The organism is Streptomyces sp. WMMB 322, assembly GCF_900090145.1.
Taxonomy (GTDB): Bacteria; Actinomycetota; Actinomycetes; order Streptomycetales; family Streptomycetaceae; genus Streptomyces.
Window position 1 is genome coordinate 55983 of sequence record NZ_FMHI01000007.1, and the last position, 24899, is coordinate 80881.

A 24899-nucleotide genomic window follows, 5' to 3' on the forward strand; every position below is an offset into this window, starting at 1 on the left:
CGGGGCGCCCGGGGGCTCCCTCGCCGGCAGGCGCCGCGTCCGGCACTGTGCGCTCAGAGGGGTACGGCACCGGTCAGCATCGCCGCTGCCGTCATCACGAGGGTGGTCGCGAACGCCCAGCCGAAGATGAAGCGCTGGTGCTCACCGAGCTGGACGCCGGTCATGCCCACGAGGATGAACGTCGCGGCCGTGAGCGGGCTGAGCGGAAAGCCCGTCGTCATCTGCCCGAGGATTGCGGCCCGGGCGATCTCGGCCTCTCCGGTGCCGAATCCCTGCGCGGTCTCCGAGAGCACCGGCAGCACGCCGAAGTAGTACGCGTCGGGGGTCAGGGCGAGACTCAGCGGCATGCCCGTGACGGCCACGGCTCCGGGGAGGTGGCCGCCCAGCGATGCGGGGATGACGGAGACGAGCGCCTGGGCCATCTCGTCGATCATCTTGGTGCCGGTGAGGATCCCCGCGAGCACCCCGGACGCGAAGATCATGGTGGTCACCAGGACGACGTTCTTGCCGTGCCGGTCGAGCAGCGCCTGCTGGTCCTCCCACCTGGGGTGGTTGACGAGCAGGGCGAGGGCGAAACCGACGACGAACAGCACCGGCAGCGGCAGCAGTTGCAGCACGAGGCAGACCAGCAAGGTCAGGGTGAGCACCAGGTTGAAGACCGTCAGCCATGCCCGGGGGCGGGCGGGTGCGTCCCGGTCCGGCGTCGCATCGGTGGACGGGGTGGCTGCGGCCGAGGTGGCGGTGGCCGTCGTGGCCGGGATTTCCGCCGTGGCCTTGGGCCCGCTCTCCGGCCGTGCGGAATGCGCCGCGTCGACAGCGCCCTCGGCGGAGCCTTCGCCGGGGCCTTCGCCGGCACCGGCTGCGGGCCCCTGCTGCGCGGACAGCTCCCCGAGACGCTTCCGCTCGCGCCGTCCGATGAGGTACGAGGCCAGCAGAACCCAAGCGATTCCGCAGCCCATGGCGGGGAGGACGGGCACGAAGATCTCGGAGGTGTCGAGCTTCAGCGCGGCGGCGGCCCGCGCGGTCGGACCGCCCCAGGGAACCATGTTCATCACGCCGGCGCCCAGGCAGATGATTCCGCTGAGGGCGAGCGGCCGCATGCCCAGTCGCCGGTAGACAGGCAGCAGTGCGGAGACGGTGATGAGGAAGGTGGAGGCCCCGTCGCCGTCGAGTGCCACGCACATCGTCAGCACGGCGGTGCCGACGCAGATTCGCAGCGGGTCCCCGCGGGCGATCCGGAGGATGCCGCGTATCAGCGGGTCGAAGAGACCGGCGTCCACCATGAGGCTGAAGTAGAGGACCGCGAAGGCGATCATGATCCCGGTCGGCGCCACCGTGGCCAGGCCGTCGAGAACCATGTCGCCGAGTTCGTCGCCGAATCCTCCGGCCAGGGCCGCCAGCACGGGGAGCAGGACCAGAGCGACAAGCACGGACAGCCGCTTGGTCATGGTGAGCAGTAGGAAGAGTCCGATCGTGGTGAAGCCCAGTGCTGCCAGCATGATCTCTCGCTCTCGTGTCCCGGGCCTGGCGGCGGGCGACTCATGGAGGTGGGGGCGTCGCGTTGCCCGAGAGTTTCCGAGCCGGATCGAATGGGTGTCCAGCATTGAACGGGGATCCACTGATGCGATCTGTGCATGAGTTCGCTCTGCTCGCGCCTATGCTCACCGCCCATGGACGCCACACTCCGCCAGCTTTCCGCGTACGCCGCCGTGGCCCGGGCGGCGAGCTTCACCGCCGCCGCCGCACAGCTTCACGTCTCTCAGTCGTCGCTGAGTCGGGCGGTCGCCGACCTCGAACGGCTGGTGGGGGCCCAGTTGCTGGAGCGCGACACCCGCAACGTACAGCTGACCGCGGCCGGGGCGGAGGCGCTGCGGATCGCGGACCAGATCCTCGGTGCGCACCGGGCGGGGATGAAGGAGATGGAGCGCTTCCTGCTCGGCGAGTCCGGGACGGTCGCCGTGGCGACACTGCCCTCGGTCGCCGCCGTGCTGCTCCCGCAGGTCATTTCCCGGTTCCGCAGAGAGCGGCCCCACGCTTCCGTACGGATCATGGACGGGCCGGAGCGCACAGTGCTGGCCCACGTCACCTCCGGCGACGCGGACTTCGCGATCACGACGGGGGAGCCGTCGGCGCAGCTCGAACACCGGCCCCTGGTCCGCGACCGGTTCGTCGCGGTGCTGCCGCCCGAGCACGAACTGGCGGAACGGGACGAGGTGACCTGGGAAGACCTCGCACGGCATCCGTATCTCGCCATCGGCCGGGACTCCAGCGTGCGGCGGCTCGCCGATGCCACCTTCGCGCAGATCGACGCCCGGGTCGCACCCGCGGCGGAGGCGGGGAGCGTGGCGACGGTCGGCGGTCTGGTCGCCGCCGGGCTGGGGGTCTCGGCGATGCCTGCCCTCGTCCTTCCGCTTCTGGGCAGCGGTCCCTTCGTCACCAGGCCGCTCTCCCGGCCGGTGGTCCACCGGCGTCTCGACGTCGCCATGCGGACCAGGCGGACGGTGCCCCTCGCGGCCCACCGCTTCCTGGAGACTCTCGACGCGCTGCGCGAAGCGGGCAGCGGCCTCCCGGACGGCGTCTCGTGGGCGTGAGGCGGCCACTGGAACGGCCATGCGAAAAGCGCATCGATTGATGGTCCTTTCTTGCTGGACAGGCATTTCTCGCTCGGAGAGGCTGAAGCGGAAGACACCCGCGACGAGGCCGAACGAGGGAGCCGCTCTGTGACCGACGACCACCACGCCTCCGGACGCCGCGGGCAGCTGTGCGACCTGAAGGTGGTCGAGTTCGCCCATGTCGTCGCCGGACCGCTGGCCGGCTCGATGCTGGCGGACCAGGGCGCGGACGTCGTACACGTCGAACCCCCGGGCTCCGGTGACGCGGCCCGGGCCATGGGCCCCCGGCGCGACGGCACGCCCCTGTGGTTCAAGGTCGCCGGACGCAACAAGCGGTCCGTCACCCTCGACCTGCACCAGGAGGAAGGACGGCGGCTCGCGCACCGCCTCGTCGCCTGGGCCGACGTCGTGATCGTCACGCTGCGGGCGGGCCGCCTGCGCGAGTGGGGTCTCGACTGGGAATCGGTGCACCGGCTGAACCCGAAGGCGGTGCTGCTGCAGATATCGGGCTACGGCGCGACATCGTCACTGGCCGACAGCCCGGGTTTCGGCAAGATGGGCGAGGCGCGCAGCGGGGTCGTTCATCTGACCGGCTTTCCGGACGGCCCTCCCGTCCACACCGGCTTCTCGCACGGCGACGCGGTCAACGGGCTGATGGGTGCCTACGCGGTGCTGGCCGCCCTGCACCGCCGCGAACGCGACCCGGACTTCGACGGGGAGTGGATCGACCTCGCCCTCTTCGAGCCCCTCTTCCGCCTCGTCGAATGGCAGGTCATCGTGCACGACCAGCTGGGCACGGTGCCCGAGCGGTCGGGCAACCAGCTCGCCGTCGCACCCGCCGCGGTGATCAACACCTACCGGTCCCGCGACGGCGAGTGGATCACCGTCACCTCCGCGACGCTGCGTTCGGTACGCAACGTGGCTGTCCTTCTCGGCCTGCCCGAGGAGGAGTTCGCCACCGCCGAGGCGCAGCAGGCCAGGCGCGACCAGCTCGACGCGGGACTGCGTGAGTGGGTCGCGCAGCGCTCCACGGACGAGTGCCTGGAGCTGTTCGCCCGCAACGAGGTGGTGGCCTCCCGCGTGTTCGACGCCGCCGACATCGCGGCCGACCCCGTGTACGCGGAACGGGAGGACATCGTGACCGTCGAGGACCCGGAACTCGGCCCCGTTCGCATGCAGGCCGTCATCCCTCACTTCCGGCAGAACCCGGGGCGGGTGTGGCGCACCGGGCCGGCTCTCGGCGAGGACAACCGCATCGTCTACCAGCGCTGGCTCGGCATCGGGGACGAGGAACTCGCTGAGCTGGAGCGGCACGGTGTCGTCTGAGCCGGGCGGCGCTTCCGGGGTCGGGCGGACACCCCTGCGCTCGCTGCTGTTCGTACCTGGCACGAAGACGGAATGGCTGCCCAAGGCCGAGGCGTCCGGCGCCGACGCGGCGATCCTCGACCTGGAGGACGCGGTGGCGGGCCAGGACAAGCGGACGGCCCGTGCGCGCGTGGCCGAGGCCGTCACCCGGCACGCCGCACCCGGGGACCGCGCAGACGGCGGCATGGAACTCTTCGTGAGGATCAATCCGCTCGGCGACTGGTCCGCCGCCGAGGAACTCCGGGCCGCCGCCCGGCCCGGCCTCGCCGGAATCGTCCTGCCGAAGGTGTGCTCCGAGGAGGACATCAGGATCACCGACCGCCTGCTGACGTGGTGCGAGCGCGAGCACGGCCTGCGGGCGGGCACCTTCGCGGTGGTCCCTCTGCTGGAGACGGCGCGGGCTCTGCGCAACGCGCACGACATCGCAGCCGCCTCCGCCCGCGTGGCCTACGCGGGCGCGCTCACCGCCCCCGGCGGCGACGTCGAACGGGCGGTCGGTTACCGCTGGAGCCCCGAGGGCGGCGAGACGCACGCCCTTCGTTCGCGCGTCCTGCTGGACGTGCGTGCCGCCGGCGCCGAACACCCCGTCGGCGGTCTGTGGACGGACATCGGCGACCTGGCAGGCCTGCGGCGCTTCGCCGAACAGAACCGGGCACTCGGCTACACCGGCATGATGGCGATCCACCCCTCGCACGTTCCCGTGGTCAACGAGGTCTTCTCCCCCGGCGCGGACGAACTCGCCCGCGCCGAGCGGCTGATCGCCGCCGTACGCGACGGGCAGGCACGGGGCGCGGGTGCCGTGACCTTCGAGGGCCGGATGGTGGACGAGGCGATGGCCGCCGGCGCGGAGCAGCTTCTATTGCGGCACGGGCGGCGTGAGCAGGGTCCGGATGCCGTGGAGAGCCCGCCCGAGGGCTGAGCGCGGCTGCCGCGCAGCGACTCCGGCTCCGGAGCGCCGCCGGTACGACGCGGGGCGGCGCACGGCGGCGCGGAGCGGGGCGGCGTACCCGGCACCCGGGCGCGCGGCCGCCGCTCCCGCTGCCCGTGTCAGGCGGCGGACGAGAGACGGGCGACGGCGTCCGCCACCGTCAGCTCCTCGCGCTCGCCGGTGCGTCGGTCCTTCAGCTCGACCAGACCGTCCTTCGCGCCACGGCCCACGATCAGGATCGTCGGGACGCCGATCAGCTCGGCGTCGGTGAACTTCACTCCCGGCGAGACTCCCGCGCGGTCGTCCACGATCACGCGCACGCCGGCCGCACCCAGCTTCTCCGCGACGTCGACCGCGAGCTCCGTCTGCAGCGCCTTGCCCGCCGCGACGACGTGGACGTCGGCGGGCGCGATCTCCCGCGGCCAGCACAACCCCTGCTCGTCCGCGGTCTGTTCGGCCAGCGCCGCCACGGCGCGCGTCACGCCGATGCCGTACGAGCCCATCGTCACGCGCACCGGCTTGCCGTCCTGGCCGAGCACGTCCAGCTCGAAGGCGTCGGTGTACTTGCGGCCGAGCTGGAAGATGTGGCCGATTTCGATCGCCCTGTCGAGGACGATGCCGGAGCCGCAGTTCGGGCAGGGATCTCCGGGCTCGACGACGACCACGTCGAGGTAGTCGTCCACCTCGAAGTCGCGTCCGCAGACCACGTGCCGCGCGTGCTTGTCCGGCTTGTTCGCACCCGTGACCCATTCGGTGCCGGGCGCGACGCGGGGGTCGGCGATGTACCGGAAGGCCTTGCCGGCCATGCCGTCCTGCGGGCCGACGTAGCCGCGCACCAGGTCGGGCCGGCCGACGAAGTCCTCCGCGGTGACCAACTCGACCTCGGCGGGAGCGAGATGCTCGCCCAGCTTGCCGAGATCCACGTCGCGGTCGCCGGGGACGCCGACGGCGGCGATCTCACCGTCGATCTTCACCAGCAGGTTCTTCAGCGTGGCCGAGGCCGGGATGCCCAGGTGCTCGGCGAGCGTCTCGATCGTCGGGGTGTCCGGGGTGTCGAGTTCCTCGATCGCGGGATGCCCGGCCGCTTCCGCGGGCACCACGGGGACCGACAGCGCCTCGGTGTTGGCCGCGAACCCGCATGAGGGGCACTGCGCGTAGGTGTCCTCACCCGCGGCGGCCGGCGCAAGGAACTCCTCCGATGCCGAGCCGCCCATGGCGCCCGAGACGGCGGAGACGATGCGGTAGTCGAGGCCGAGGCGCTCGAAGATGCGCTGGTACGCCTCGCGTTCGCGCGCGTAGGACTCGGCGAGGCCCTCGTCGGAGACGTCGAAGGAGTAGGCGTCCTTCATCGTGAACTCACGTCCGCGCAGAATCCCGGACCGGGGACGCGCCTCGTCCCGGTACTTCGTCTGGATCTGGTAGAGCGTGACAGGCAGGTCCTTGTACGAGGTGCACTGGTCCTTGACGACCTGGGTGAAGATCTCCTCGTGCGTCGGCCCGAGCAGATATCCGGCGCCCTTGCGGTCCTCCAGGCGGAAGAGCAGGTCGCCGTACTGGTCGTAGCGTCCGGAGACCTCGTAGGGCTCCTTGGGCAGCAGCGCGGGAAGCAGCACCTCCTGGGCGCCGATGGCGTCCATCTCCTCGCGTACGACCCGGGTGACGTTCTCCAGCACCGTGAGCCCGAGCGGCAGCCACGTCCAGATGCCGGCGGCCGCCCGCCGCACATATCCGGCGCGCACCAGCAGCTTGTGGCTGGTGGTCTCGGCATCGGCCGGGTCGTCGCGCAGCGTCTTCAGCATCGACCGGGACAAACGCTGGACTCGGGCTGCCATGGAATTCTCCGTGCGGTGGTTGAAAGAAGCCGGAAACAACTGAGGAGGAGGGTATCCGGCCCGCTGCACGGCACGGAAATGCGATTCCCCCGTCGCGTCAGGAACGCCTCAGCGGCAGCCATGCCCCCATCACCGCGTACGGGCTGGGCGCGCTCGGGAAGTGCACGTTGCGGGCCAGGTCGCGGTAGCCGAGCCGGTGGTAGAGGTGGCGGGCGGGGCTGTCGGTGTCGATCGCGGAGAGCAGGGAGCGCGGTTCGGCGGCGGTGTCGGTGAGCATGGTGATCAAACGGCGTCCGAGACCCCGCCGCTGGTGGAGGGGGAGGACGTGGAGTTCGGTGATGACGAACGAGTCGTCCAGCCAGTCGCCGCAGCCCGCCGCGCGCAGATATCCGGCGACGACGGTGGACCACCACTGGGTGCGGTCGTTGGGCATTCCGTAGACGAAACCGATCAGCCGGCCTTCCGGTGTGCGGGCGCCGAGCGCCCGCGCTCCGGGGGACTTCATGTGCCGCAGCACGATGTGGCGCCGCACTGCGATCTCCTCGTCGCTCAGCCCGAAGGCGACGGCCTGCACGGCGAGCGCATCGTCGACGTCCGCCTCCAGGTCGAGCGGTCCGACGAGGGGTTCGCGGGGGTCCTGGGGTGATGGTCCCCCGGCAGAATGCAGCATGCCCGGGAGGCTACTAGGAGCTACCGACGGTCAACGCCTCCGCCGACCGCCGTGGACGCCCGTTCTCAGAAGAGGACGCTCATGAACGCGCCGGTCTCGCGGAAGCCGACACGTCTGTACGCGGCACGCGCCGCCAGGTTGTAGTCGTTGACGTAGAGGCTCGCGAGGGGCGCCACTTCGTTCAGCGCGTAGCGCAGCACCGCCGCCATGCCGGAGACGGACAGGCCTTCGCCTCGCCGCTCGGGGGTGACCCAGACGCCCTGGATCTGGCAGGCATGGGGCGTGGCAGCGCCGATCTCGGCCTTGAAGACGATCCGGCCGTCCTCGACGCGGGCGAACGAGCGCCCGGAGCCCACGAGTTCGGCGACCCTCGACTGGTAGACCAGGCCGCCGTCACCCGCGAGCGGGGAGACACCCACCTCCTCGGTGAACATCTCCACACAGGCGGGGAGCACCAGTTCCATCTCGTCCTTGCGGAGGCGGCGCACCAGAGGATCGGGGCGCACGTCCCGGGGGACCTCTTCGGTGATCATGAGCGGCTGCCGGCGGCGGACCTCGCGGGCGGGGCCCCAGTGCGGTTCGAGGTAGGACCACAGGGCGGCGGTGGAGTCCGCCGGGCCGACGATGGAGGAGCAGCGGCGCCCCTGCCGGCGTGCCCTTTCGGCGAAGGCGCGGACGGCCTCCGGTCCCGCGCACAGCGGTACGAGGTTGGCCCCGGCGTAGCAGAGGGACTTCAGCCGGCCCCGCTGGTACCAGCCCCACATCTCACCGCCGAGACGCAGCGCGTCGAGCCCGGCGGCGTGGACGCGGGAGGCGATGAAGGCATTGTTGACAGGCTCACGACGCAGCACGGCGAAGACGTCGTCGAGTTCGGCCGGGTCGACAACCCTGGTGGAGGTGGTGGTCAACAACGTGTCGGCTGCCTCACCGTGACATGCCCCCTGAGGACGGAAGGGATGGAGTGGGGGCTCTCCGACTGTACCTGCCACGCGGCCGGCGCGACTGCGCCACAGGGCCCCGTCAGCCATCGCGGCGACGGGGCCCGGTTCCAGGCGCGTGTGCGGACGTCCGCGGACGTCGGCGGCAGTTCAGCCGCTGACGGCGACCTCGGGTTCACCGGAGGCGACGCCGTCCTTCTCCATCTTCTCGGCGATCTTCATCGCCTCGTCGATGAGCGTCTCGACGATCTTGGACTCGGGGACGGTCTTGATGACCTCGCCCTTGACGAAGATCTGCCCCTTGCCGTTGCCCGACGCGACTCCGAGGTCCGCCTCGCGGGCCTCCCCGGGGCCGTTGACGACGCATCCCATGACGGCGACGCGGAGCGGAACCTCCATGCCCTCCAGTCCCGCGGTGACCTCGTCGGCCAGCTTGTAGACGTCCACCTGGGCACGTCCGCAGGACGGGCAGGAGACGATCTCGAGACGACGCTGGCGCAGGCCGAGAGACTCCAGGATGGAGATGCCGACCTTGCACTCCTCGGCGGGCGGCGCCGACAGCGAGACCCGGATCGTGTCGCCGATGCCCTCGGCCAGCAGGGCGCCGAAGGCGACGGAGGACTTGATGGTGCCCTGGAAGGCGGGACCGGCCTCGGTGACGCCGAGGTGCAGCGGGTAGTCGCACTGGGCGGCGAGCTGCCGGTAGGCGTTGATCATCACGACCGGGTCGTTGTGCTTGACCGAGATCTTGATGTCGCGGAAGCCGTGCTCCTCGAAGAGGGAGCATTCCCACAGCGCCGACTCGACGAGCGCCTCCGGTGTGGCCTTCCCGTACTTCTGCAGCAGCCGCTTGTCGAGGGAGCCCGCGTTGACGCCGATGCGGATGGGCGTCCCCGCGGCGGAGGCCGCCCGTGCGATCTCCTTGACCTTGTCGTCGAACTGCTTGATGTTGCCGGGGTTGACGCGGACGGCGGCGCAGCCCGCGTCGATCGCGGCGAAGACGTACTTCGGCTGGAAGTGGATGTCGGCGATCACCGGGATCTGCGACTTGCGCGCGATGGTGGACAGCGCATCCGCGTCGTCCTGCGTGGGGCAGGCGACCCGCACGATCTGGCAGCCGGACGCGGTCAGTTCGGCGATCTGCTGGAGAGTCGAGCCGATGTCGGCCGTGCGGGTCGTGGTCATCGACTGTACGGACACCGGTGCGTCACCACCGACCGCGACCGGACCGACGTGGATCTTCCGGCTCTTGCGGCGGTCGGTGAGCTTGGTCGGTACGTCCGGCATTCCGAGCGAAATCGCTGTCGCTGTCATCAGGCGTGCAACCCCAAGGTGTGGTTCGAGAAGTCCCGGGAGATCGACGGGCTCCGGCCCCCGAGATTACGGCACCCCCACCCCTGGGAGCACATCCCTCTCCCGCGAACCGGATGAAGCGTACATACGGAGCAAAGGCACGGCGGGCGGGACGGGACGCGTTTCCGGCGGCGCCGACGGGCGTTCCCCTGCCCGGCCGGGCTCGCCCGACCGAGCCTGCCAGGACCGTCTGCTCTCCCCCGCTATCCCGCGAGTCTGACCGGGTTGACCACGTCGGCCACCAGGACCAGGAGGGTGAAGCAGATGAAGATCCCCGCGACCACGTACGCCACGGGCATCAGCTTCGCCACGTCGAACGGTCCGGGGTCGGGTCGCCGGAAGACCCTGGCGAAGGCCCGGCGCAGCGACTCCCACACGGCGCCCGCGATGTGGCCCCCGTCCAGGGGCAGCAGCGGCAGCATGTTGAAGAGGAAGAGCGACAGGTTGAAGCCCGCGACGAGGAACAGCATCGTCGCCACGCGCTGCGTCGGCGGGATGTCGAGCGAGAAGACCTCGCCGCCGACGCGGGCCGCGCCCACGACTCCCATCGGCGAGTCCTGCTGCCGCTCGGCGCCGCCGAAGGCGGCGTTCCACAGGTCGGGGACCTTCGACGGGAGGGCGACCAGCGCCTCCACGCCGGAGACCATCATGTCGCTCATCCGGTCGACGGACTGCGGGAAGGTCTGCGGGACCACGCCGCTGGCCGGCGTGAAGCCGAGGAAACCGGCCGTCACGTACTCGCCCTCGACGTAGCCGCCGCGGCCGTCGGACTTGGCGACCTTGTTCGGGATCAGATCGGCCTGGAGCGTCTTGCGGCCGCCGTCACGCGCGACGGTGATGGTGGCGGGCCCCGTGGTGTCCCGGATCTGCTGCTGGAGGGCGCCCCACTCGGTGACGCGCTTGCCGTCGAAGGCCACGATCTTGTCGCCCGGCAGCAGACCGGCGGCCTTGGCCGGTGAGTCCTTCGCGCCCGCCGGGCACTTGTCGGACTTCGACGACGCCGGGATGACGCACTTGGACACGGAGGAGACCGTCGTGGTCTGGGTGTTGATGCCGAAGGACATCAGCACGACCAGGAAGATCACGACGGCCAGGATGAGGTTCATGAACGGCCCGGCGAACATCACGACGACGCGCTTCCAGGGCGCCCGCGTGTAGAAGAGGCGCTTCTCGTCGCCCGGCTTCAGCTCTTCGAAGGCCGCGGCACGCGCGTCCTCGATCATGCCCCGGAACGGCGAGGTCGAGCGCTGCCGCAGCGCCCCGTCCTCGCCGGGCGGGAACATGCCGATCATGCGGATGTAGCCGCCGAGGGGCACCGCCTTCAGGCCGTACTCCGTCTCGCCCCTGCGGCGGGAGAAGATCGTCGGGCCGAAGCCGACCATGTACTGCGGCACGCGGATGCCGAACATCTTCGCCGTCGAAAGGTGCCCCAGCTCGTGCCAGGCGATGGAGAAGAGCAGCCCCACGATGAAGACGACTATGCCGAGAATCGTCATGAAGGTGATCACGCGCGGGCCTCCGCTGCTGCCGTCGCCAGTTCACGGGCGCGTGCGCGCGCCCACGTCTCCGCGTCGAGGACATCGTCGAGCGTGAGCGCCGCCTCGGCAGGCGTCCCGTGCTCCTCGACCACAGCGGCAACCGTATCCACGATGCCGGGGAACGGCAGCCTTCCGCTCAAGAACGCCTCGACGCATTCCTCGTTCGCCGCGTTGTAGACGGCCGGTGCGGTCCCCCCGTACCGGCCCACCCGGAAGGCGAGCGGCACGGCCGGGAACGCCTCGGCGTCCAGCGGGAAGAAGTCCCACGACATCGCACGCGACCAGTCGAAGACCGGGCCCGCGTCCGGAACCCTCCGGGGCCAGCCGATGCCGAGCGCGATCGGCAGCCGCATGTCCGGCGGCCCGCACTGGGCGAGTGTCGAGCCGTCGGTGAACTCGACCATGGAGTGCACGGCCGACTGGGGGTGCACGACCACCTGGATACGGTCGAAGGGCAGGTCGTAGAGGAGGTGGGCCTCGATCACCTCCAGGCCCTTGTTGACGAGCGTCGCCGAGTTGACGGTGATCACCGGGCCCATTTCCCAAGTGGGGTGGGCGAGCGCCTCCTTCGGTGTCACGTCGGCGAGTTGAGCCTTCGTACGGCCGCGGAAGGGCCCGCCGGACGCGGTGATCAGCAGCTTGCGCACCTCCTCGTGCGTGCCGCTCATCAGGGCCTGGAAGAGGGCGGAGTGCTCGGAGTCGACGGGCACGATCTGGCCGGGTGCCGCCAGCGCCCTCACCAGGGGGCCGCCGACGATCAGCGACTCCTTGTTGGCCAGCGCCAGCGACCGGCCCGCCTTCAGTGCCGCGAGTGTGGGGGCCAGGCCGATGGAGCCGGTGATGCCGTTGAGCACGGTGTGGCACTCGCTTGCCGCCAGTTCGGTCGCCGCGTCCGGCCCGGCCAGCACCTCGGGAATCGCCTTCCCCGGCCCGTACTCGGCGCGCAACGTCTCCCTCAGCTGCACGGCCTTGTCCTCGCGGGCGACGGCCACGGTCCGCACCTGGAGCCGGTGCGCCTGCCCGGCCAGCAGCTCCAGCCTTCCGCCGGCGGCCGACAGTCCGGTGACCCGGAACCGGCCGGGGTTGCTCAGTACGACGTCGACCGCCTGGGTGCCGATGGAGCCGGTCGATCCGAGGATGACGATGTCGCGGGGCCCTTCCGGCACGTCCGGCGCCACGGAGGGCCGCAGGTGCGGATCAGCGAGGGATTGGGTCATGGCCCCATTCTGACGGTTCCTCTGCCTGCTGCATCAACCGCCTGCCGCCCCCGCCCCACCGGAGGTCCGCCGGCAGGCCGCGACTTCGCTGCGGAGCCACCGTGCGCATCGGCGCGGGCGCCCGGCGCGCGTGCCCGCGCCGGGCGCCCACCCCCTCCCACGCCGGATCAGCGGTGCTTCAGCCGATCCGCCTGTGCACGTCCTTCTTCTTAGAGGGTCCCGGCACTGCCTCGGCGATCCACGGACCGTCCGACGAGGCGTCGACGACGCCCTCCTCCAGCCACGTGTAGGCGCCGTCGAGGATGCCGCCCACGACCTTGCGGTCCAGGTCGTCCGTGTTGTGCCACAGCCGGCCGAACAGCTCCTCGACCCGGATGCGCGACTGCCTGCAGAACGCGTCGGCCAACTGGTACGGCGCCTTGCCGTCGGGGCCGCTGCTCAACGCGTCGCGCCGCAGCTTCTCCGCGCGTACGCACGCCGCGCTCTGCGCGAACAGCTCGGCGCCGATGTCCACGACCCGTCCGAGGAAGCCCTGCTTGGTCTCCATGCGCCCCTGCCAGCGCGACATGGCGTAGAAGGTGGAGCGCGCGAGCTTGCGCGAGGTGCGCTCCACGTAGCGCAGATGCCCGGCGAGTTCACCGAAGTCCGAGTACGTGCCGGGCAACTGGCCCGGCCCCGCGACGAGTTTGGGCAGCCAGCGGGCATAGAAACCGCCGGCGGCCACGGCCGCGCGTCCCTTGTCGGAGATCGTCTTGTCCGGGTCGATCAGATCGCCCGCGACCGCCAGGTGCGCGTCGACGGCCTCGCGGGCGATGAGGAGATGCATGATCTCCGTCGAGCCCTCGAAGATGCGGTTGATGCGCAGATCCCGCAGCAGCTGCTCGGCGGGGACGCCCCGCTCGCCGCGCGCCGCGAGCGACTCGGCCGTCTCGAAGCCGCGTCCGCCGCGGATCTGGACGAGTTCGTCAGCCATCAGCCACGCCATCTCGCTGCCGAACAGCTTGGCCAGCGCGGCCTCGATCCGGATGTCGTTGCGCTCCTCGTCGGCCATCTGGCTGGAGAGGTCGACCACTGCCTCCAGAGCGAACGTCGTCGCGGCGATGAACGACATCTTGCTGCCGACTGCCTCGTGCCTGGCGACGGGCCGCCCCCACTGCACGCGCGCCTCGCTCCACTCGCGGGCGACCTTCAGGCACCACTTGCCGGCGCCCACGCACGTCGCCGGCAGGGACAGGCGCCCCGTGTTGAGGGTCGTCAGGGCGATCTTGAGCCCTTCGCCCTCCTTGCCGATGCGGTTGGCCGCGGGGACGCGGACCTGGTGGAGGCGGGTGACGCCGTTCTCCAGGCCGCGCAGACCCATGAAGGTGTTGCGGTTCTCGACGGTGACGCCCTCGGACTCGCCCTCGACGACGAACGCCGTGATGCCGCCCCTGTGCCCCTCGGACTTCGGCACGCGGGCCATGACGACGAGGAGGTCGGCGACGACGCCGTTCGTCGTCCAGAGCTTCACACCGTCGAGGACGTAGTCGTCCCCGTCGGGCACGGCCGTCGTCGCAAGCCGGGCCGGGTCGGAGCCCACGTCCGGCTCGGTGAGCAGGAAGGCGGAGATGTCCGTACGGGCACAGCGCGGCAGGAAGGTGTCCTTCTGCTCCTGGGTGCCGAACATCTTCAGCGGCTGCGGCACCCCGATCGACTGGTGCGCGGAGAGCAGCGCGCCGACGGCCGGGCTGGCGCTGCTGACCATGGCGAGCGCCTTGTTGTAGTAGACCTGCGTGAGGCCGAGGCCCCCGTATTCGGGGCCGACCTTCATCCCGAGCGCGCCGAGGTCCTTCAGGCCGGCGACGACCTCGTCGGGGATGCGGTCCTCGCGCTCGATCCGGGCGCCGTCGATCGTCGTCTCGCAGAAGTCGCGCAGCTTCGTCAGGAACTCCTCGCCGCGGCGCACCTCCTCGGCGGACGGCTCGGGGTGGGGATGGATCAGGTCCAGCCGGAAGCGGCCCAGGAACATTTCCTTGGCGAAGCTGGGCTTGCGCCAGTCCTGTTCGCGTGCGGCCTCGGCTACTTCTCGGGCTTCGCGCTCGGAGACAGTCATCTCACTCATCTCGCCGCGTGGTAGGGACAGTGAACGCCGTGCGGCGCCGTGCGGCGCCGCGCACTACCGGCCGGTGCTACTCGCTCGTATGTACCCGATTCATCCGGTGCGTACCAGACTTTCCGCACGCGGTGTCCTGGATGCGCCGCGGCGCGTGGCGGCGCGGTCGCACGCCCTTCTGCCCCGTGGGCCGGCCGTCATGCCGCCCGGCGCCGTGCGGAGCGGGCCCGCGCTCGGGCAGGCCGCATCCGGACGGGGTCGCAGCAGCCTCGGCGCCCGGTCAGGGCACCACCCGGAAGTGCGTCGTCAGACGGCCCTCGTCGTCGTGGACGTGGTAGGCGAGCATCGGCGGCAGCGCGTAGTCGAGCGGCCCTCCGGCCTCGCCCTCACAGGGCATCTTCAGCGTGGAGACGACGCCGGGCGCCGCGACCAGCGGAAGGCCCGCGAACGTCGTGACGGCGGGCGTGTGGCTGTGTCCGCACAGCAGCGCCGCCACATGTGTGTGACCTTCGACGACGGCGGCGAGCCGGTGCTCCCCGAACTGGCGTATGGGATCGACGTATTGACCGTGCAGCGGCACTGGCGGGTGGTGGAAGCAGACGAACGCGGGCCTGTCGTGCGGCGCTCCGGCGAGCGCGCTGTCGAGCCAGGCGAGAGTGCCGTCGTCGAGGTAGCCGTCGCCGCGGCCGGGGATGCTGGAGTCGCACATCGCGAAGGTGGCACCGGGCAGCACGACCAGCCGGTTGACGGGCGAGGTGTCGTCCGGGTCGGCGTCCAGCAGCGCGGCACGGTACGGGCCGCGTGAGTCGTGGTTGCCCGGACAGTGCAGCGAAACGTGTCTGGAGCCGTCGAGCAGCTTCGCGGCCTCCGCGTACTCCTCCGGGGTGCCGTGATCGGTGACGTCGCCGGTGAGGACCACGGCGTCCAGGTCGCCCGGCAGCTCCTCCAGGTACCGCAGTACGCGCTCCGTGCGTTCGCGTGCGCGGACACCGCCGTCCCCGCGGTCCTGTCCGATGTGCGTGTCACTCATGTGTGCGAAGACGAACAACCGCTCGGTCCTTCCACTCGGCCGCGAGAGCGCGGGCAGGGTTGTGCACGAATATCCGCTCGGCGGCCTCCGGGCCCAACTCCCGGGCGAGGCGCGGCCGCAGCACCGCCGGCAGGTAGTGCATACCCGGAGCGCCCCGGGCTTCGGCATGCGTGATGTCGGAGCCGATCATGATCCGGTCGCCGTGCCCGTGCTCGACGAGCGACGCGAGGCACTCCGTCAGCCGCGCGTCCGTCGCGCGGTGGGCGCGGGAGGGGCCGTCGAAGACGAGCCAGGCACCGCGTCGCGCGAGCTCGCGGTGGTGCGCGGGATCGGGGAGGCGGCCGACGTGACCCAGCAGCACACGGTCCGGCGGCACACCCTGGCCTTCGCAGAGCAGGTCGAGCACCTCGTGTGCGGCGGTGCCGCCTTCGAGGTGCACCGCGACGGGTGCGCCCGTGGCGTGGTGTGCCTCGGCCGCAGCGTGCATCACGCGCGTCGCGTGTGCGTCCAGGCCGTGGAGGCCGCCGGCCACCGTGATCAGCCCGGCTCGCGGTCCCTCGCCGCAGACGCTGCCGCGCACTCCCCGGGTCAGCTCCTCGACGAAGAGCTCTGCGAGGCCGGCCGCCCCGGCGCCGAGGGGATCCGGCTGTCCGGGACGGCCCGTCGTGCGGTGGGCGCTCTTGCAGCCGGGGGGCTTGTGGTGCACCGCCTGGTGCAGGCCCGTCGCGGCGATCAGATGCAGCCGGGTGCGGCGGGCCAGCTCCGCCAGGGCGCCCGTGCAACGTCCCATCCCGTAGGGCGTCCACTGCACGGCCGACTGCCCGCCCGCGTCCGCGAAGGCGACCGACTCGGCCTCGGCCGCGGCGGCGTCGTCCAGCTCCCGGCCGGGAAGCGCCGGAGAGCGGAGGAAGAGATGGGCGTGCGCGTCGCACACTCCGAGCCGGTCGCCGGGGACATCACCGAGGACGGTGCGGACGGCACTCACGGGCTGCGGCCCGGCCTCTTCGTTCCCACTGGTCACGGGCATGGCGTGAATCTACCCCGCGCAGCGGGCGAAGAGCTCGGGCCTTTACCGGGCGCGTGCTTCTGATAGGACAGAGGCATGCAGGTCGAACCCGGCGAAGACGCTGTAGACACCTTCCTTGCCGCCTTCAACGCCCCGAACCAGGCCTACGTGACCGAGTTGCTCTCGCGCGCGCTGACGCAGGACGTCGTCTTCTGGGGGCCGCTGGGGCGCAGCACCGGGGTGGAGGCGGTGGAGAACTTCATCAACGAACTCCGCGCGCATCCCGACGGCCCGGGAAAGGTGACGCGGACCACGGTGGTCGACGCCCCCGGCGAGTGGGCGCGCTACAGCTGGAGTTACCACAACGGAGCGGGTCAACTGCTGCTGACGGGAACCGACATGGTGCACCTGCGTGACGAACGCATCGACCAGATGGTCGTCTTCGCCGGGGACCTCGCGGCGATCTGAGCGCCCCGCCCCGCCCGCCGGTCCGTTCCCGTCCGGCGCAGAGGGCCGGACGGCACACACGACGCGACGCGGCGGACCCGGACCGCGCGCACACCGCGCACGGTCCGGGTCCGTCTGTCTCCGCCGGGTCCGCCGTTCCGGATTCCCCCTGGAGCGGCGAGCGCTACAGCTCCAGATTGGTCAGCACCATCACGCGCTCGTAGGTGTAGTCCTCCATCGCGAAACGGACGCCCTCACGGCCCACGCCCGACTGCTTCGCACCGCCGTAGGGCATCTGGTCGGCGCGGTAGGAGGGGACGTCACCGACGATCACGCCGCCCATCTCCAGCGCACGGTGCGCGCGGAAGGCGGCCTGGATGTCGTGCGTGAACAGGCCTGCCTGGAGGCCGTACTTGGAGTCGTTGGCCACGGCGAACGCCTCGTCCTCGCCGTCCACCTTCGTCAGCGACATGACCGGCCCGAAGACCTCCTCGCAGCCGATCTGCGTCTCGGGGCCCACGCCCTCCAGCACGGTCGGCGCGTACGTGGCGCCCTCGCGCTTGCCGCCCGCGAGCAGCTTCGCGCCTGCCGAGACGGCCTCCTCGACCCACGCCTCCACGCGCTTGGCCGCGTCCTCGCTCACCAGCGGCCCGACGTCGGTGGCCGGGTCGGAGGGGTCTCCGGTGCGCAGGGCCTCGACGGCGGTGACGATCCTCGGCACGAGACGGTCGTAGACGGAGGAGTCGGCGATCACGCGCTGCACCGAGATGCAGGACTGGCCCGCCTGGTAGTTGGAGAACGTCGCGATGCGCTGCGCCGCCCAGTCGAGGTCCTCCTCCGAGGAGAAGTCGCCCAGCACGATCGCCGCGCCGTTGCCGCCGAGTTCGAGCGTGACGCGCTTGCGCGGGGCGGAGTCGAGGATGGACCAGCCGACGGGCGCCGAGCCGGTGAAGGAGATGATCGGCAGCCGCTCGTCCTGCACCAGCTCCGGCATCCGGTCGTTGGGCACGGGCAGCACGGACCACGACCCGGCGGGCAGGTCCGTCTCCGCGAGCAGCTCACCGATCAGCAGACCCGACAGCGGTGTGGCCGGGGCGGGCTTGAGGATGATCGGGGTGCCGACGGCCAGCGCGGGTGCGACCTTGTGGGCGCACAGGTTGAGCGGGAAGTTGAAGGGCGCGATGCCGAGCACCGGCCCGAACGGGAAGCGCCGGGTGTAGGCGAGGCGTCCCGTGCCGCCGGCGTCCGAGTCGAGCCGCTGCGCCTCGCCGCTGTTGAAGCGGCGCGCCTCGTCGGCGGCCCAGCGGAAGACGGAGACGCACCGGCCGACCTCGCCGCGCGCCCACTTCATGGGCTTGCCGTTCTCCGCCGAGATCAGCGTCGCGATCTCCTCGGACCGCTCGCGGACGCGGGCCGTGACGTGGTCCAGAGCGGCGGCACGCACGTGCGCGGGAGTCGCGGAGAACTCCTCGGCGACGGCGGCAGCGGCGGCCACGGCCTCCTCGACCTGATCGGCCGTGGGAAGGCTGATGCTTCCCACGTGCCTGCCGTCCCAGGGCGAGGTGACATCGAGCGTGTCGTCGCCCGTGGCCTCACGGCCGGCGAGCCAGAACGCGTGCGGGGAGGTCGCTGTCGTCACTGCGGGGCCGCCCTTCCGGTGTGGTGGTGTCAGAGCAATGCGATGTGAGCGTGCAAGGCGGCAGACCACGGCGGAACGGCCACGGTGGAAACCGGGCCTGTCCGCGGACACTGCCGGTGGAGCCGGACGGCTTTCGTCCGTCTCTTCTGCCAACGGTAGAGCCTGCGGATGGGCACGTTTCTTGTCCGGTGCGGCACACTTGCCCCTCGCCACACGCCGATTTGGCACGGCCACCGAGCGTGGCCTTCCCGGCCGCCGCGGCGTCGCCGCCGGGGTCCGTCCGGCGGGGCGGCCCGCCGTGCGACCGGGCCGAGGACGGCGCCGGCGGTCCGGCGGCGCGGCACGCTCAGGGCTGCGGCGCCGCGCAGGCCGCCCGCCCGCGCTCCGCGGCGGTCACCGGGCCGCTCACCCCGTGGCCTTGAGGGCGAGCCACAGCTCCATGCGTACGTCCGGATCGTCCAGGGAACGGCCCAGGATCTCCTCGACGCGGCGCATGCGGTAGCGCAGCGTGTGCCGGTGCACGCCCAGATCGGCGGCCGCCGCGTCCCACTGGCCGTGCCGCGAGAGCCAGGCGCGCAGCGACGCGACGAGATCGCCGCGCCCGTTCGCGTCGTGGTCCCGGAGCGAGCGCAGCAGACCGTCGGCGAAGGCCCGCACCGCGTCGTCGGCGAGCAGGGGCAGCACCGAGCCGGCGGCGACGTCCTCGTGCTCGACGAGCGGGGCACCGCGGCGGCGGGCCACCGAGAGCGCCTGGTCCGCCTGCTTGAACGCGACGGTCGCGGCGGCGAGACCGGTGGGAGCGGAGACCCCGATGGCGAGCGCGTCGTCGGGCACGGATGCCGGCCCTCCGGACTGATGCGCACCGCCGGAGCCGGACGCTTCGACGGCTTTGGCGCACGCGGCAGCGTACTGGGCGCACGCCGCGACGGCGGCGCCCCCGTCGGCGGCGAGCACCACGAGACGGTTGCCGTCCGGCACGACGAGTACGGCTTCCCCGTTGCGTGCCGCGGCGGTCTCGACAAGGTCCGCGAGCTGTTCCAGAGGTCCCGTCAGGCCGTCCGCGATGCCCTCGGGCACGGGGACCGGCACGCCCGAGGACTCGGTGACCGTCACGACGGGCAGGTTGCCCCCGGGCCCGCCGCCGACGGCCGCTGCGGCAGAGGCGCCGCCGGCCGCCGGCCTGTCCCCGTTCACGGCGGCCTGCCCGTCGGCGCCACGCCGCCCGCGGGACGCCGAGCCCGCCGCGGGCTCGGCCACCAGAACCCGCATCGGCGCGTCCAGCAGTCCGCCGTAGAGCGCACCGGCGACGGCACGCGCGTGATCGGGCTCGCCGGAGAGCAGCATCCTCATCACCGCGGCGCCGAGGCGCTGTTCGGCCTCCTGCAGTGCCCTCGACCGTTCCATCGTGAGCGTCAGCAGCGCGATGGCGGAGTGCACCGCGTAGCGTTCGGCGGTGCCCAGCGGTGCGGCCGTCCCGACGGCGAGCACGGCCTTCGCGCGGCGCCCGCTGCCGACCGTCTGCAGCTCGACCCGGTCGTCACCGGCGTCCGATCCGCTGACGACGGCGCTCGCGGGGGCCGGCCTGTCGCGCAGCCGTTCCGCGTCCGTGACGAACCGGGCGGCACGGCGCACCGCCCAGGCCGGCGCGGTGGCGACCATGGCACCGGAGACGTCGTACAGCGCGGCCCAACCGGCCACCTCGGAGGCGAGTTTGGTGAGCAGGGCGGAGGGGCCCTCCTGCGACAGTGCCGCCCGTGTCATCTCCCGCTGCGCCTCGAAACCCGCCGTGACCGCCCGGTACTGCTCGGCGGCTATGGCGGCGGAGACAGCCTTGCTGATGGCGATGAAGGGGGTACGGCGCGGAACTTCGAGCAGCGGCAGGCCCTCCTCACGGCATGCCTCGACGGTCGCTTCCGGCACCTTCTCGTAGTTGACCCCGGCGGCGAACCCCAGGCCGACCACGCCCTTTTCGGTGAGCCGCCGCACGTAGGCGCGCATCGCCTCCGGGTCCTCGGCGTCCAGCTTCAGGGCCGTGAGGAGGAGCAGTTCGCCGCCGTCCAGATACGGGGTCGGGTCCGCCAGCTCGCTGGCATGCGCCCAGCGCACATCGGTGTCCAGCCTGTCCTGCCCGGTGAGCACGGCCAGTCGGAGCGCGGAGTGCTGCACGAGTGAGGCAAGAGTGGGTGGCATAACAAGGCTCACCGTACAGGCGCCCAGCTCATTTCGGTCATTCCCGAACTCATTCCCCCAACTCCGTGAGGATCGGCGGTGTCCGCTCTCCACGGACAGTGGTCACCGACAGCACAGCGTGACCGGGAGGCAGGTCGTTCGCCAGGTCGGAGGCGGACCAGCGCTCGCGCTGCACCCTGCGGACGGTGACGGACTCGGCCGTCACGTGCCTGCCCGTGGCGAGCCTGCGCACCGCGTGCATCATCTTGGTCAGCGGCTCGTCGGAGACGAGCTGACGGTTCGTCACGTCGCGCGTCTCCACCCACTCCGTGCCCCACACCTCGGCGAAGTGTTCCGCGTCCCAAGGGGTCACGCCGGCGCACACCATGCGGCAGCCCACCGCGCCCAGCAGTGGGCCGCGAAGCTGCGCCGGCACCTCGTCCAGAGCGCGCAGCGTCAGCAGGACGCCGCCGTGCGCGGACCGCACGCGCTGCAGTCCGCGCAGCGACTGGGGGGTGACGGTCTGGGCCGCGTCGTCGAGCACGAGCCCCGCGAAGAGGGACTGGTCCTCGCGTGCGCTCACGCACTCGGTGAACTGCGCGAGGACGAGCCGCGCGAGGATGCGCGACGCCTCGGCGTGGCCCCGCTCGGGCAGGTCGATGCGCACACGCAGCGGCTTCTCCAGGGCACGCAGCGAGAACGGCCTCGGCGACGCCCCCGCCCCGGCGGCACCGGCAGGACCGCCGGGGCCCTCGGGCACGAAGAAACCGGAGAACGCGGGCCTGTCCAGCAGCGCGATGCGGTCCGCGAGAAGCGCCGGTGCGTCGGCGGGACGGCCCGACTGCCGCCCGTACGCGTCGAGTTCACGAAGCTGGGCGTGCAGGCCGGCGTCGTCGAGTGCGGTGCGCAGCTCATCGAGCGCGGAGGCGGAGCCGTCCAGCAGTTCGCGCAGCTCCGGCACGGCGGGGAAGCGGCCGTGTGCGGCCCGGAAGGGCCCGATGAGCTGGGCCAGTGCCGTCGCCGCGCGGCGGCTGTCGCCGCCGGGGAGGGAGTCGGTCAGGTCCCCGACGAGGGCCTCGGCGAGCATGCCCGCGGCCTCGTCCGGGTCGTGCGCCCCGCCGTAGAGGTCGAGGTCGTGCGTGGAGTCGGGGTGGCCGACGCGGACGACGAGGTCGAAGGACTCCTCGCGCGCCAGCCGGTCGCCGTTCGCCGTCACCGCGACGACGGCGGCCTGCCCCGCGAGCGCCTGGAGGCAGAGCGATTCGGTGACGGGCCGGGCGAGCCGCGTCGTCTTCCCCGACCCGGGGGGCCCGACGGCGAGCGCGGAGGTGCCCAGCAGCGACGGCTCCAGGGCAACGCCGGCACCCCGGTAGTTGAGCGGGTTGCGCTCGCTGTCGGCGGCTGTGCCGATGCGCACCTGGCTCACGCTCAGGTCGTGCCGTGCCGCCCGGCCGTGCGGCAGGTCGCGGCGCCCCGAGGGATGTGCGCAGGCCCCGGCGCCCTTCGCCTCGACGGCCTCGACGAACGCGGAGAGCCGTCCCGGGCGTGCGCGTACGGACTCCCAGGCGCGGTGGATGCGGGCGTGGTCGACGTCGTTCATGCGGCCGCCGCGCACCTCGGCGGCGAGGAGGTCGGCGGCGCCGGCAGCGCCGTGGCCCCGCAGGTCCGGCCACTCGACGGGGTCCGCCTGCGGCGGGGGCGCCGGGACCGGGGGCGCCTCCGTGGCCTCGTGCCGTTCCCTCGCGGGCCGGTGCGCGCTGCTGCCGGAGAGGCGCGCCCACGCGCGGCGGGCCAGCTCCGGCCAGTGGCCCAGCCGTCCGAAGACGACGGCGAGGGCGGCGACGACGAGGCCGTAGTAGATGTACGAGGCGACGACGTACTCCATGTGCCCGAGCCAGGAGTCCGGCGTGAGGACCTGCAACGGCCAGAGCCAGTAGCCGCCCAGGTAGTTGTTGTAGAGCAGCGACCAGACCAGCCAGCCGATCAGGAACGCGACCAGCGCGCCCCCGAGCAGCTGACGCGTCGGCGTGCGGTCCGGGTCGACGGGCGGCAGCGGGCGGTACCCGTACCGCCAGATTCCCGGTTCCGCCTCGGGGCGCGGAACCCGCAGCCAGTCGGCGAGCCGGGTGCCGGATCCGGGCGCATGCGCGGGCATCGGCGGAGCCGCGGGCCGCGGCTCCTGAACGGGCGGCCGGGGCCGGCCCCCGGGACGCGGGGACGTCTGCTCCGCCGGCGGTGCCTGTTCCGCGGGCGGTGCCTGTTCCGCCGGAGGCGGGGCGCTCCCCCGCCGGTCCTGCCCGCTCCCCTGCGGGGGCAGCCCCGTGCGGGGCTCCCTCTGCGAACCGTGTGCGCTGCCCGCACCCTGCCCCCGGTGCGGAGACTCCATGTCCATGTACTGCCTCTACCCCTGCCCGGCCGGTGGGTTTCCGCCCCGTCACGGCGCCCTGGTCCCTGGTCCCTGCTCCCGGTCCCAATCTAGCCGCCGGAGGGGGGAGTTGACCCACGCAGGTCGGCCCGCCGGATCCTCCGGCGACCGTGGACGCGGTACGTCGCCACTCCCCGTGCCTATAGCCGTGACGGCCAACACGACACGGGGACTTCTCCGCACCGGTGCATGTCCCGCCCTCCTCCGGGCCTCTAGCCTTCGAGGGACGTGCAGACCCCTTCGCCCTGAGAGAGAGCGCTATGAGCACGATGACGGAAATGTCCGGTGGCCCTGCCCTCCCCCAGGAGCGCCGCGTCGTCACGTCCGTCCCGGGCCCGAAGTCCCAGGAGCTGATGGCCCGCAAGCAGGCCGCCGTCGCCGACGGCATCGGCACCGTGATGCCTGTCTTCGCCGAGCGCGCGGGCGGTGGCGTCCTGGAGGACGTCGACGGCAACTCCTTCATCGACTTCGGTTCCGGCATCGCCGTGACCGGTGTCGGCAACAGCGCCGACGCGGTCGTGCGCCGCGCTTCCGCGCAGCTCGCCCAGTACACGCACACCTGCGTGATGGTGACGCCGTACGAGCCGTACGTGGAGGTCTGCGAGGAGCTGGCGAAGCTCACACCCGGCGACCACGCGAAGAAGAGCGCCCTGTTCAACTCGGGTGCCGAGGCCGTGGAGAACGCCGTCAAGATCGCGCGCTCGTACACCAAGCGCCAGGCCGTCGTCGTCTTCGACCACGGCTACCACGGCCGCACGAACCTGACGATGGCTCTGACGTCGAAGAACATGCCGTACAAGCACAGCTTCGGGCCGTTCGCGCCCGAGGTGTACCGGGTGCCGGTCGCCTACCCGTTCCGCTGGCTGACCGGGCCCGAGAACTGCGCCGAGGAGGCCGCGGCCCAGGCCATCGACCAGATCAACAAGCAGGTCGGCGCCGAGAACGTCGCCGCGATCCTGATCGAGCCGCTGCTCGGCGAGGGCGGCTTCATCGAGCCGGCGAAGGGCTTCCTGCCGCGCCTCGCGCAGTTCGCGAAGGAGAACGGGATCGTCTTCGTCGCGGACGAGATCCAGTCCGGCTTCTGCCGCACGGGACAGTGGTTCGCCTGCGAGGACGAGGGCATCGTCCCCGACCTGATCACCACCGCCAAGGGCATCGCCGGCGGAATGCCGCTGGCCGCCGTCACCGGCCGCGCCGAGATCATGGACGCGCCGCACGTCGGCGGCCTGGGCGGCACCTACGGCGGAAACCCGGTGGCCTGCGCCGCGGCGCTGGGCTCCATCGAGACGATGCGCGAGATGGACCTGCCGGCAAGGGCCAGGCGCATCGAGGAGGTCATGAAGCCGCGGCTGCGGAAGCTGGCCGAGCAGTACGACGTCATCGGCGACGTCCGCGGGCGCGGCGCCATGCTCGCCATCGAGCTGGTCAAGCCCGGCGGCAAGGAGCCGGACCCCCAGGTCACCGCTGCTCTCGCCAAGGCGTGCCACGAGAACGGTCTGCTCGTTCTGACCACCGGGACGTACGGCAACGTGATGCGTTTCCTGCCTCCGATGGTGATCGGCGAGGACCTGCTCGATGAGGGCCTGGACGTGCTGGAAGGCGCCCTGGCCGAGCTGTGAGCAGAACCGGGAATCCGTA

18 protein-coding genes are annotated in these 24899 nt (G+C 71.8%); 5 read left to right on the plus strand and 13 right to left on the minus strand.

The features are described from left to right. Positions 1–53 precede the first annotated feature (53 nt). Positions 54–1499 (minus strand): CitMHS family transporter, encoded by a 1446-nt coding sequence (locus tag H180DRAFT_RS13450; protein ID WP_055486297.1) that lies wholly within the window; start codon positions 1497–1499, stop codon positions 54–56. A 171-nt stretch (positions 1500–1670) separates the two neighbouring features. Here H180DRAFT_RS13450 and H180DRAFT_RS13455 point away from each other — a divergent pair, with 171 nt between their 5' ends. The 3 genes from H180DRAFT_RS13455 to H180DRAFT_RS13465 all read left to right on the plus strand — a co-directional run bounded on the left by H180DRAFT_RS13455 (position 1671) and on the right by H180DRAFT_RS13465 (position 4896). Further along, complete coding sequence (locus H180DRAFT_RS13455; RefSeq protein ID WP_055486298.1) at positions 1671–2591, plus strand: LysR family transcriptional regulator; 921 nt, start codon at positions 1671–1673, stop codon at positions 2589–2591. Positions 2592–2720: 129 nt separating this feature from the next. Further along, entirely contained in the window at positions 2721–3938 is a 1218-nt protein-coding gene (locus tag H180DRAFT_RS13460; RefSeq protein WP_055486299.1) for a CaiB/BaiF CoA transferase family protein, read from the plus strand. Further along, complete coding sequence (locus H180DRAFT_RS13465) at positions 3928–4896, plus strand: HpcH/HpaI aldolase/citrate lyase family protein (RefSeq protein ID WP_055486300.1); 969 nt, start codon at positions 3928–3930, stop codon at positions 4894–4896. The genes H180DRAFT_RS13460 and H180DRAFT_RS13465 overlap by 11 nt, the downstream gene beginning before the upstream one ends. Before the next feature lie 128 nt (positions 4897–5024). On the opposite strand, the gene H180DRAFT_RS13470 is transcribed toward H180DRAFT_RS13465, so the two are convergent. The 9 genes from H180DRAFT_RS13470 to H180DRAFT_RS13510 all read right to left on the minus strand — a co-directional run bounded on the left by H180DRAFT_RS13470 (position 5025) and on the right by H180DRAFT_RS13510 (position 16602). Then, positions 5025–6737, minus strand: a complete 1713-nt coding sequence (locus H180DRAFT_RS13470; RefSeq protein WP_055486301.1) for a proline--tRNA ligase — start codon at positions 6735–6737, stop codon at positions 5025–5027. A gap of 97 nt (positions 6738–6834) precedes the next feature. Next, complete coding sequence (locus H180DRAFT_RS13475) at positions 6835–7407, minus strand: GNAT family N-acetyltransferase (RefSeq protein WP_055486302.1); 573 nt, start codon at positions 7405–7407, stop codon at positions 6835–6837. A 65-nt stretch (positions 7408–7472) separates the two neighbouring features. Beyond that, complete coding sequence (locus H180DRAFT_RS13480) at positions 7473–8318, minus strand: GNAT family N-acetyltransferase (protein ID WP_055486303.1); 846 nt, start codon at positions 8316–8318, stop codon at positions 7473–7475. A 177-nt stretch (positions 8319–8495) separates the two neighbouring features. After that, positions 8496–9659, minus strand: coding sequence for a flavodoxin-dependent (E)-4-hydroxy-3-methylbut-2-enyl-diphosphate synthase (gene ispG / locus H180DRAFT_RS13485; protein ID WP_055486304.1), 1164 nt, complete (start codon positions 9657–9659; stop codon positions 8496–8498). 242 nt (positions 9660–9901) lie between these two features. Further along, entirely contained in the window at positions 9902–11206 is a 1305-nt protein-coding gene (locus tag H180DRAFT_RS13490; protein ID WP_055486305.1) for a M50 family metallopeptidase, read from the minus strand. Next, positions 11203–12453, minus strand: a complete 1251-nt coding sequence (dxr, locus tag H180DRAFT_RS13495) for a 1-deoxy-D-xylulose-5-phosphate reductoisomerase (protein WP_079100089.1) — start codon at positions 12451–12453, stop codon at positions 11203–11205. The genes H180DRAFT_RS13490 and dxr overlap by 4 nt, the downstream gene beginning before the upstream one ends. Positions 12454–12631: 178 nt before the next feature. Then, positions 12632–14545: an acyl-CoA dehydrogenase family protein gene (locus tag H180DRAFT_RS13500; RefSeq protein ID WP_079100090.1), complete on the minus strand. Its 1914-nt coding sequence runs from the start codon at positions 14543–14545 to the stop codon at positions 12632–12634. Positions 14546–14825: 280 nt separating this feature from the next. Continuing rightward, positions 14826–15575, minus strand: coding sequence for a metallophosphoesterase (locus H180DRAFT_RS13505; protein ID WP_254666017.1), 750 nt, complete (start codon positions 15573–15575; stop codon positions 14826–14828). Continuing rightward, positions 15568–16602 carry a phosphotriesterase family protein gene (locus tag H180DRAFT_RS13510; RefSeq protein ID WP_107097648.1) on the minus strand — a complete coding sequence of 345 codons (1035 nt, stop codon included), beginning with the start codon at positions 16600–16602 and terminating at the stop codon, positions 15568–15570. The genes H180DRAFT_RS13505 and H180DRAFT_RS13510 overlap by 8 nt, the downstream gene beginning before the upstream one ends. A 75-nt stretch (positions 16603–16677) precedes the next feature. Between H180DRAFT_RS13510 and H180DRAFT_RS13515 the strand changes: the two genes are divergently transcribed. Further along, positions 16678–17049, plus strand: coding sequence for a nuclear transport factor 2 family protein (locus H180DRAFT_RS13515; protein WP_055486308.1), 372 nt, complete (start codon positions 16678–16680; stop codon positions 17047–17049). Between the two features lie 163 nt (positions 17050–17212). On the opposite strand, the gene H180DRAFT_RS13520 is transcribed toward H180DRAFT_RS13515, so the two are convergent. The 3 genes from H180DRAFT_RS13520 to H180DRAFT_RS13530 form a co-directional block, all read right to left on the minus strand. Then, on the minus strand, positions 17213–18667 hold the full coding sequence (locus tag H180DRAFT_RS13520; protein WP_055486309.1) for an aldehyde dehydrogenase family protein: 1455 nt from the start codon (positions 18665–18667) through the stop codon (positions 17213–17215). A gap of 405 nt (positions 18668–19072) precedes the next feature. Next, the gene (locus tag H180DRAFT_RS13525; protein ID WP_055486310.1) at positions 19073–20857 is read right to left on the minus strand and encodes a PucR family transcriptional regulator; all 1785 of its coding nucleotides are present in this window, start codon (positions 20855–20857) and stop codon (positions 19073–19075) included. Positions 20858–20906: 49 nt separating this feature from the next. Beyond that, complete coding sequence (locus H180DRAFT_RS13530; protein WP_254666018.1) at positions 20907–22991, minus strand: type IV secretory system conjugative DNA transfer family protein; 2085 nt, start codon at positions 22989–22991, stop codon at positions 20907–20909. 539 nt (positions 22992–23530) lie between these two features. On the opposite strand from H180DRAFT_RS13530, the gene gabT reads away from it, so the two are divergent. Further along, positions 23531–24880 carry a 4-aminobutyrate--2-oxoglutarate transaminase gene (gene gabT, locus H180DRAFT_RS13535; RefSeq protein ID WP_055486469.1) on the plus strand — a complete coding sequence of 450 codons (1350 nt, stop codon included), beginning with the start codon at positions 23531–23533 and terminating at the stop codon, positions 24878–24880. Positions 24881–24899: the final 19 nt, after the last annotated feature.

Bases quoted from the DNA above. Each gene is read 5' to 3' on its own strand.
- dxr (WP_079100089.1), bottom strand. From the start codon at position 12,453: ATGACCCAATCCCTCGCTGATCCGCACCTGCGGCCCTCCGTGGCGCCG.
- H180DRAFT_RS13515 (WP_055486308.1), top strand. From the start codon at position 16,678: ATGCAGGTCGAACCCGGCGAAGACGCTGTAGACACCTTCCTTGCCGCC.
- H180DRAFT_RS13455 (WP_055486298.1), top strand. From the start codon at position 1,671: ATGGACGCCACACTCCGCCAGCTTTCCGCGTACGCCGCCGTGGCCCGG.
- H180DRAFT_RS13505 (WP_254666017.1), bottom strand. From the start codon at position 15,575: ATGAGTGACACGCACATCGGACAGGACCGCGGGGACGGCGGTGTCCGC.
- H180DRAFT_RS13470 (WP_055486301.1), bottom strand. From the start codon at position 6,737: ATGGCAGCCCGAGTCCAGCGTTTGTCCCGGTCGATGCTGAAGACGCTG.
- H180DRAFT_RS13510 (WP_107097648.1), bottom strand. From the start codon at position 16,602: ATGCCCGTGACCAGTGGGAACGAAGAGGCCGGGCCGCAGCCCGTGAGT.
- H180DRAFT_RS13525 (WP_055486310.1), bottom strand. From the start codon at position 20,857: ATGCCACCCACTCTTGCCTCACTCGTGCAGCACTCCGCGCTCCGACTG.
- H180DRAFT_RS13450 (WP_055486297.1), bottom strand. From the start codon at position 1,499: ATGCTGGCAGCACTGGGCTTCACCACGATCGGACTCTTCCTACTGCTC.
- H180DRAFT_RS13530 (WP_254666018.1), bottom strand. From the start codon at position 22,991: ATGCCCGCGCATGCGCCCGGATCCGGCACCCGGCTCGCCGACTGGCTG.
- ispG (WP_055486304.1), bottom strand. From the start codon at position 9,659: ATGACAGCGACAGCGATTTCGCTCGGAATGCCGGACGTACCGACCAAG.
- gabT (WP_055486469.1), top strand. From the start codon at position 23,531: ATGACGGAAATGTCCGGTGGCCCTGCCCTCCCCCAGGAGCGCCGCGTC.
- H180DRAFT_RS13500 (WP_079100090.1), bottom strand. From the start codon at position 14,545: ATGACTGTCTCCGAGCGCGAAGCCCGAGAAGTAGCCGAGGCCGCACGC.
- H180DRAFT_RS13475 (WP_055486302.1), bottom strand. From the start codon at position 7,407: ATGCTGCATTCTGCCGGGGGACCATCACCCCAGGACCCCCGCGAACCC.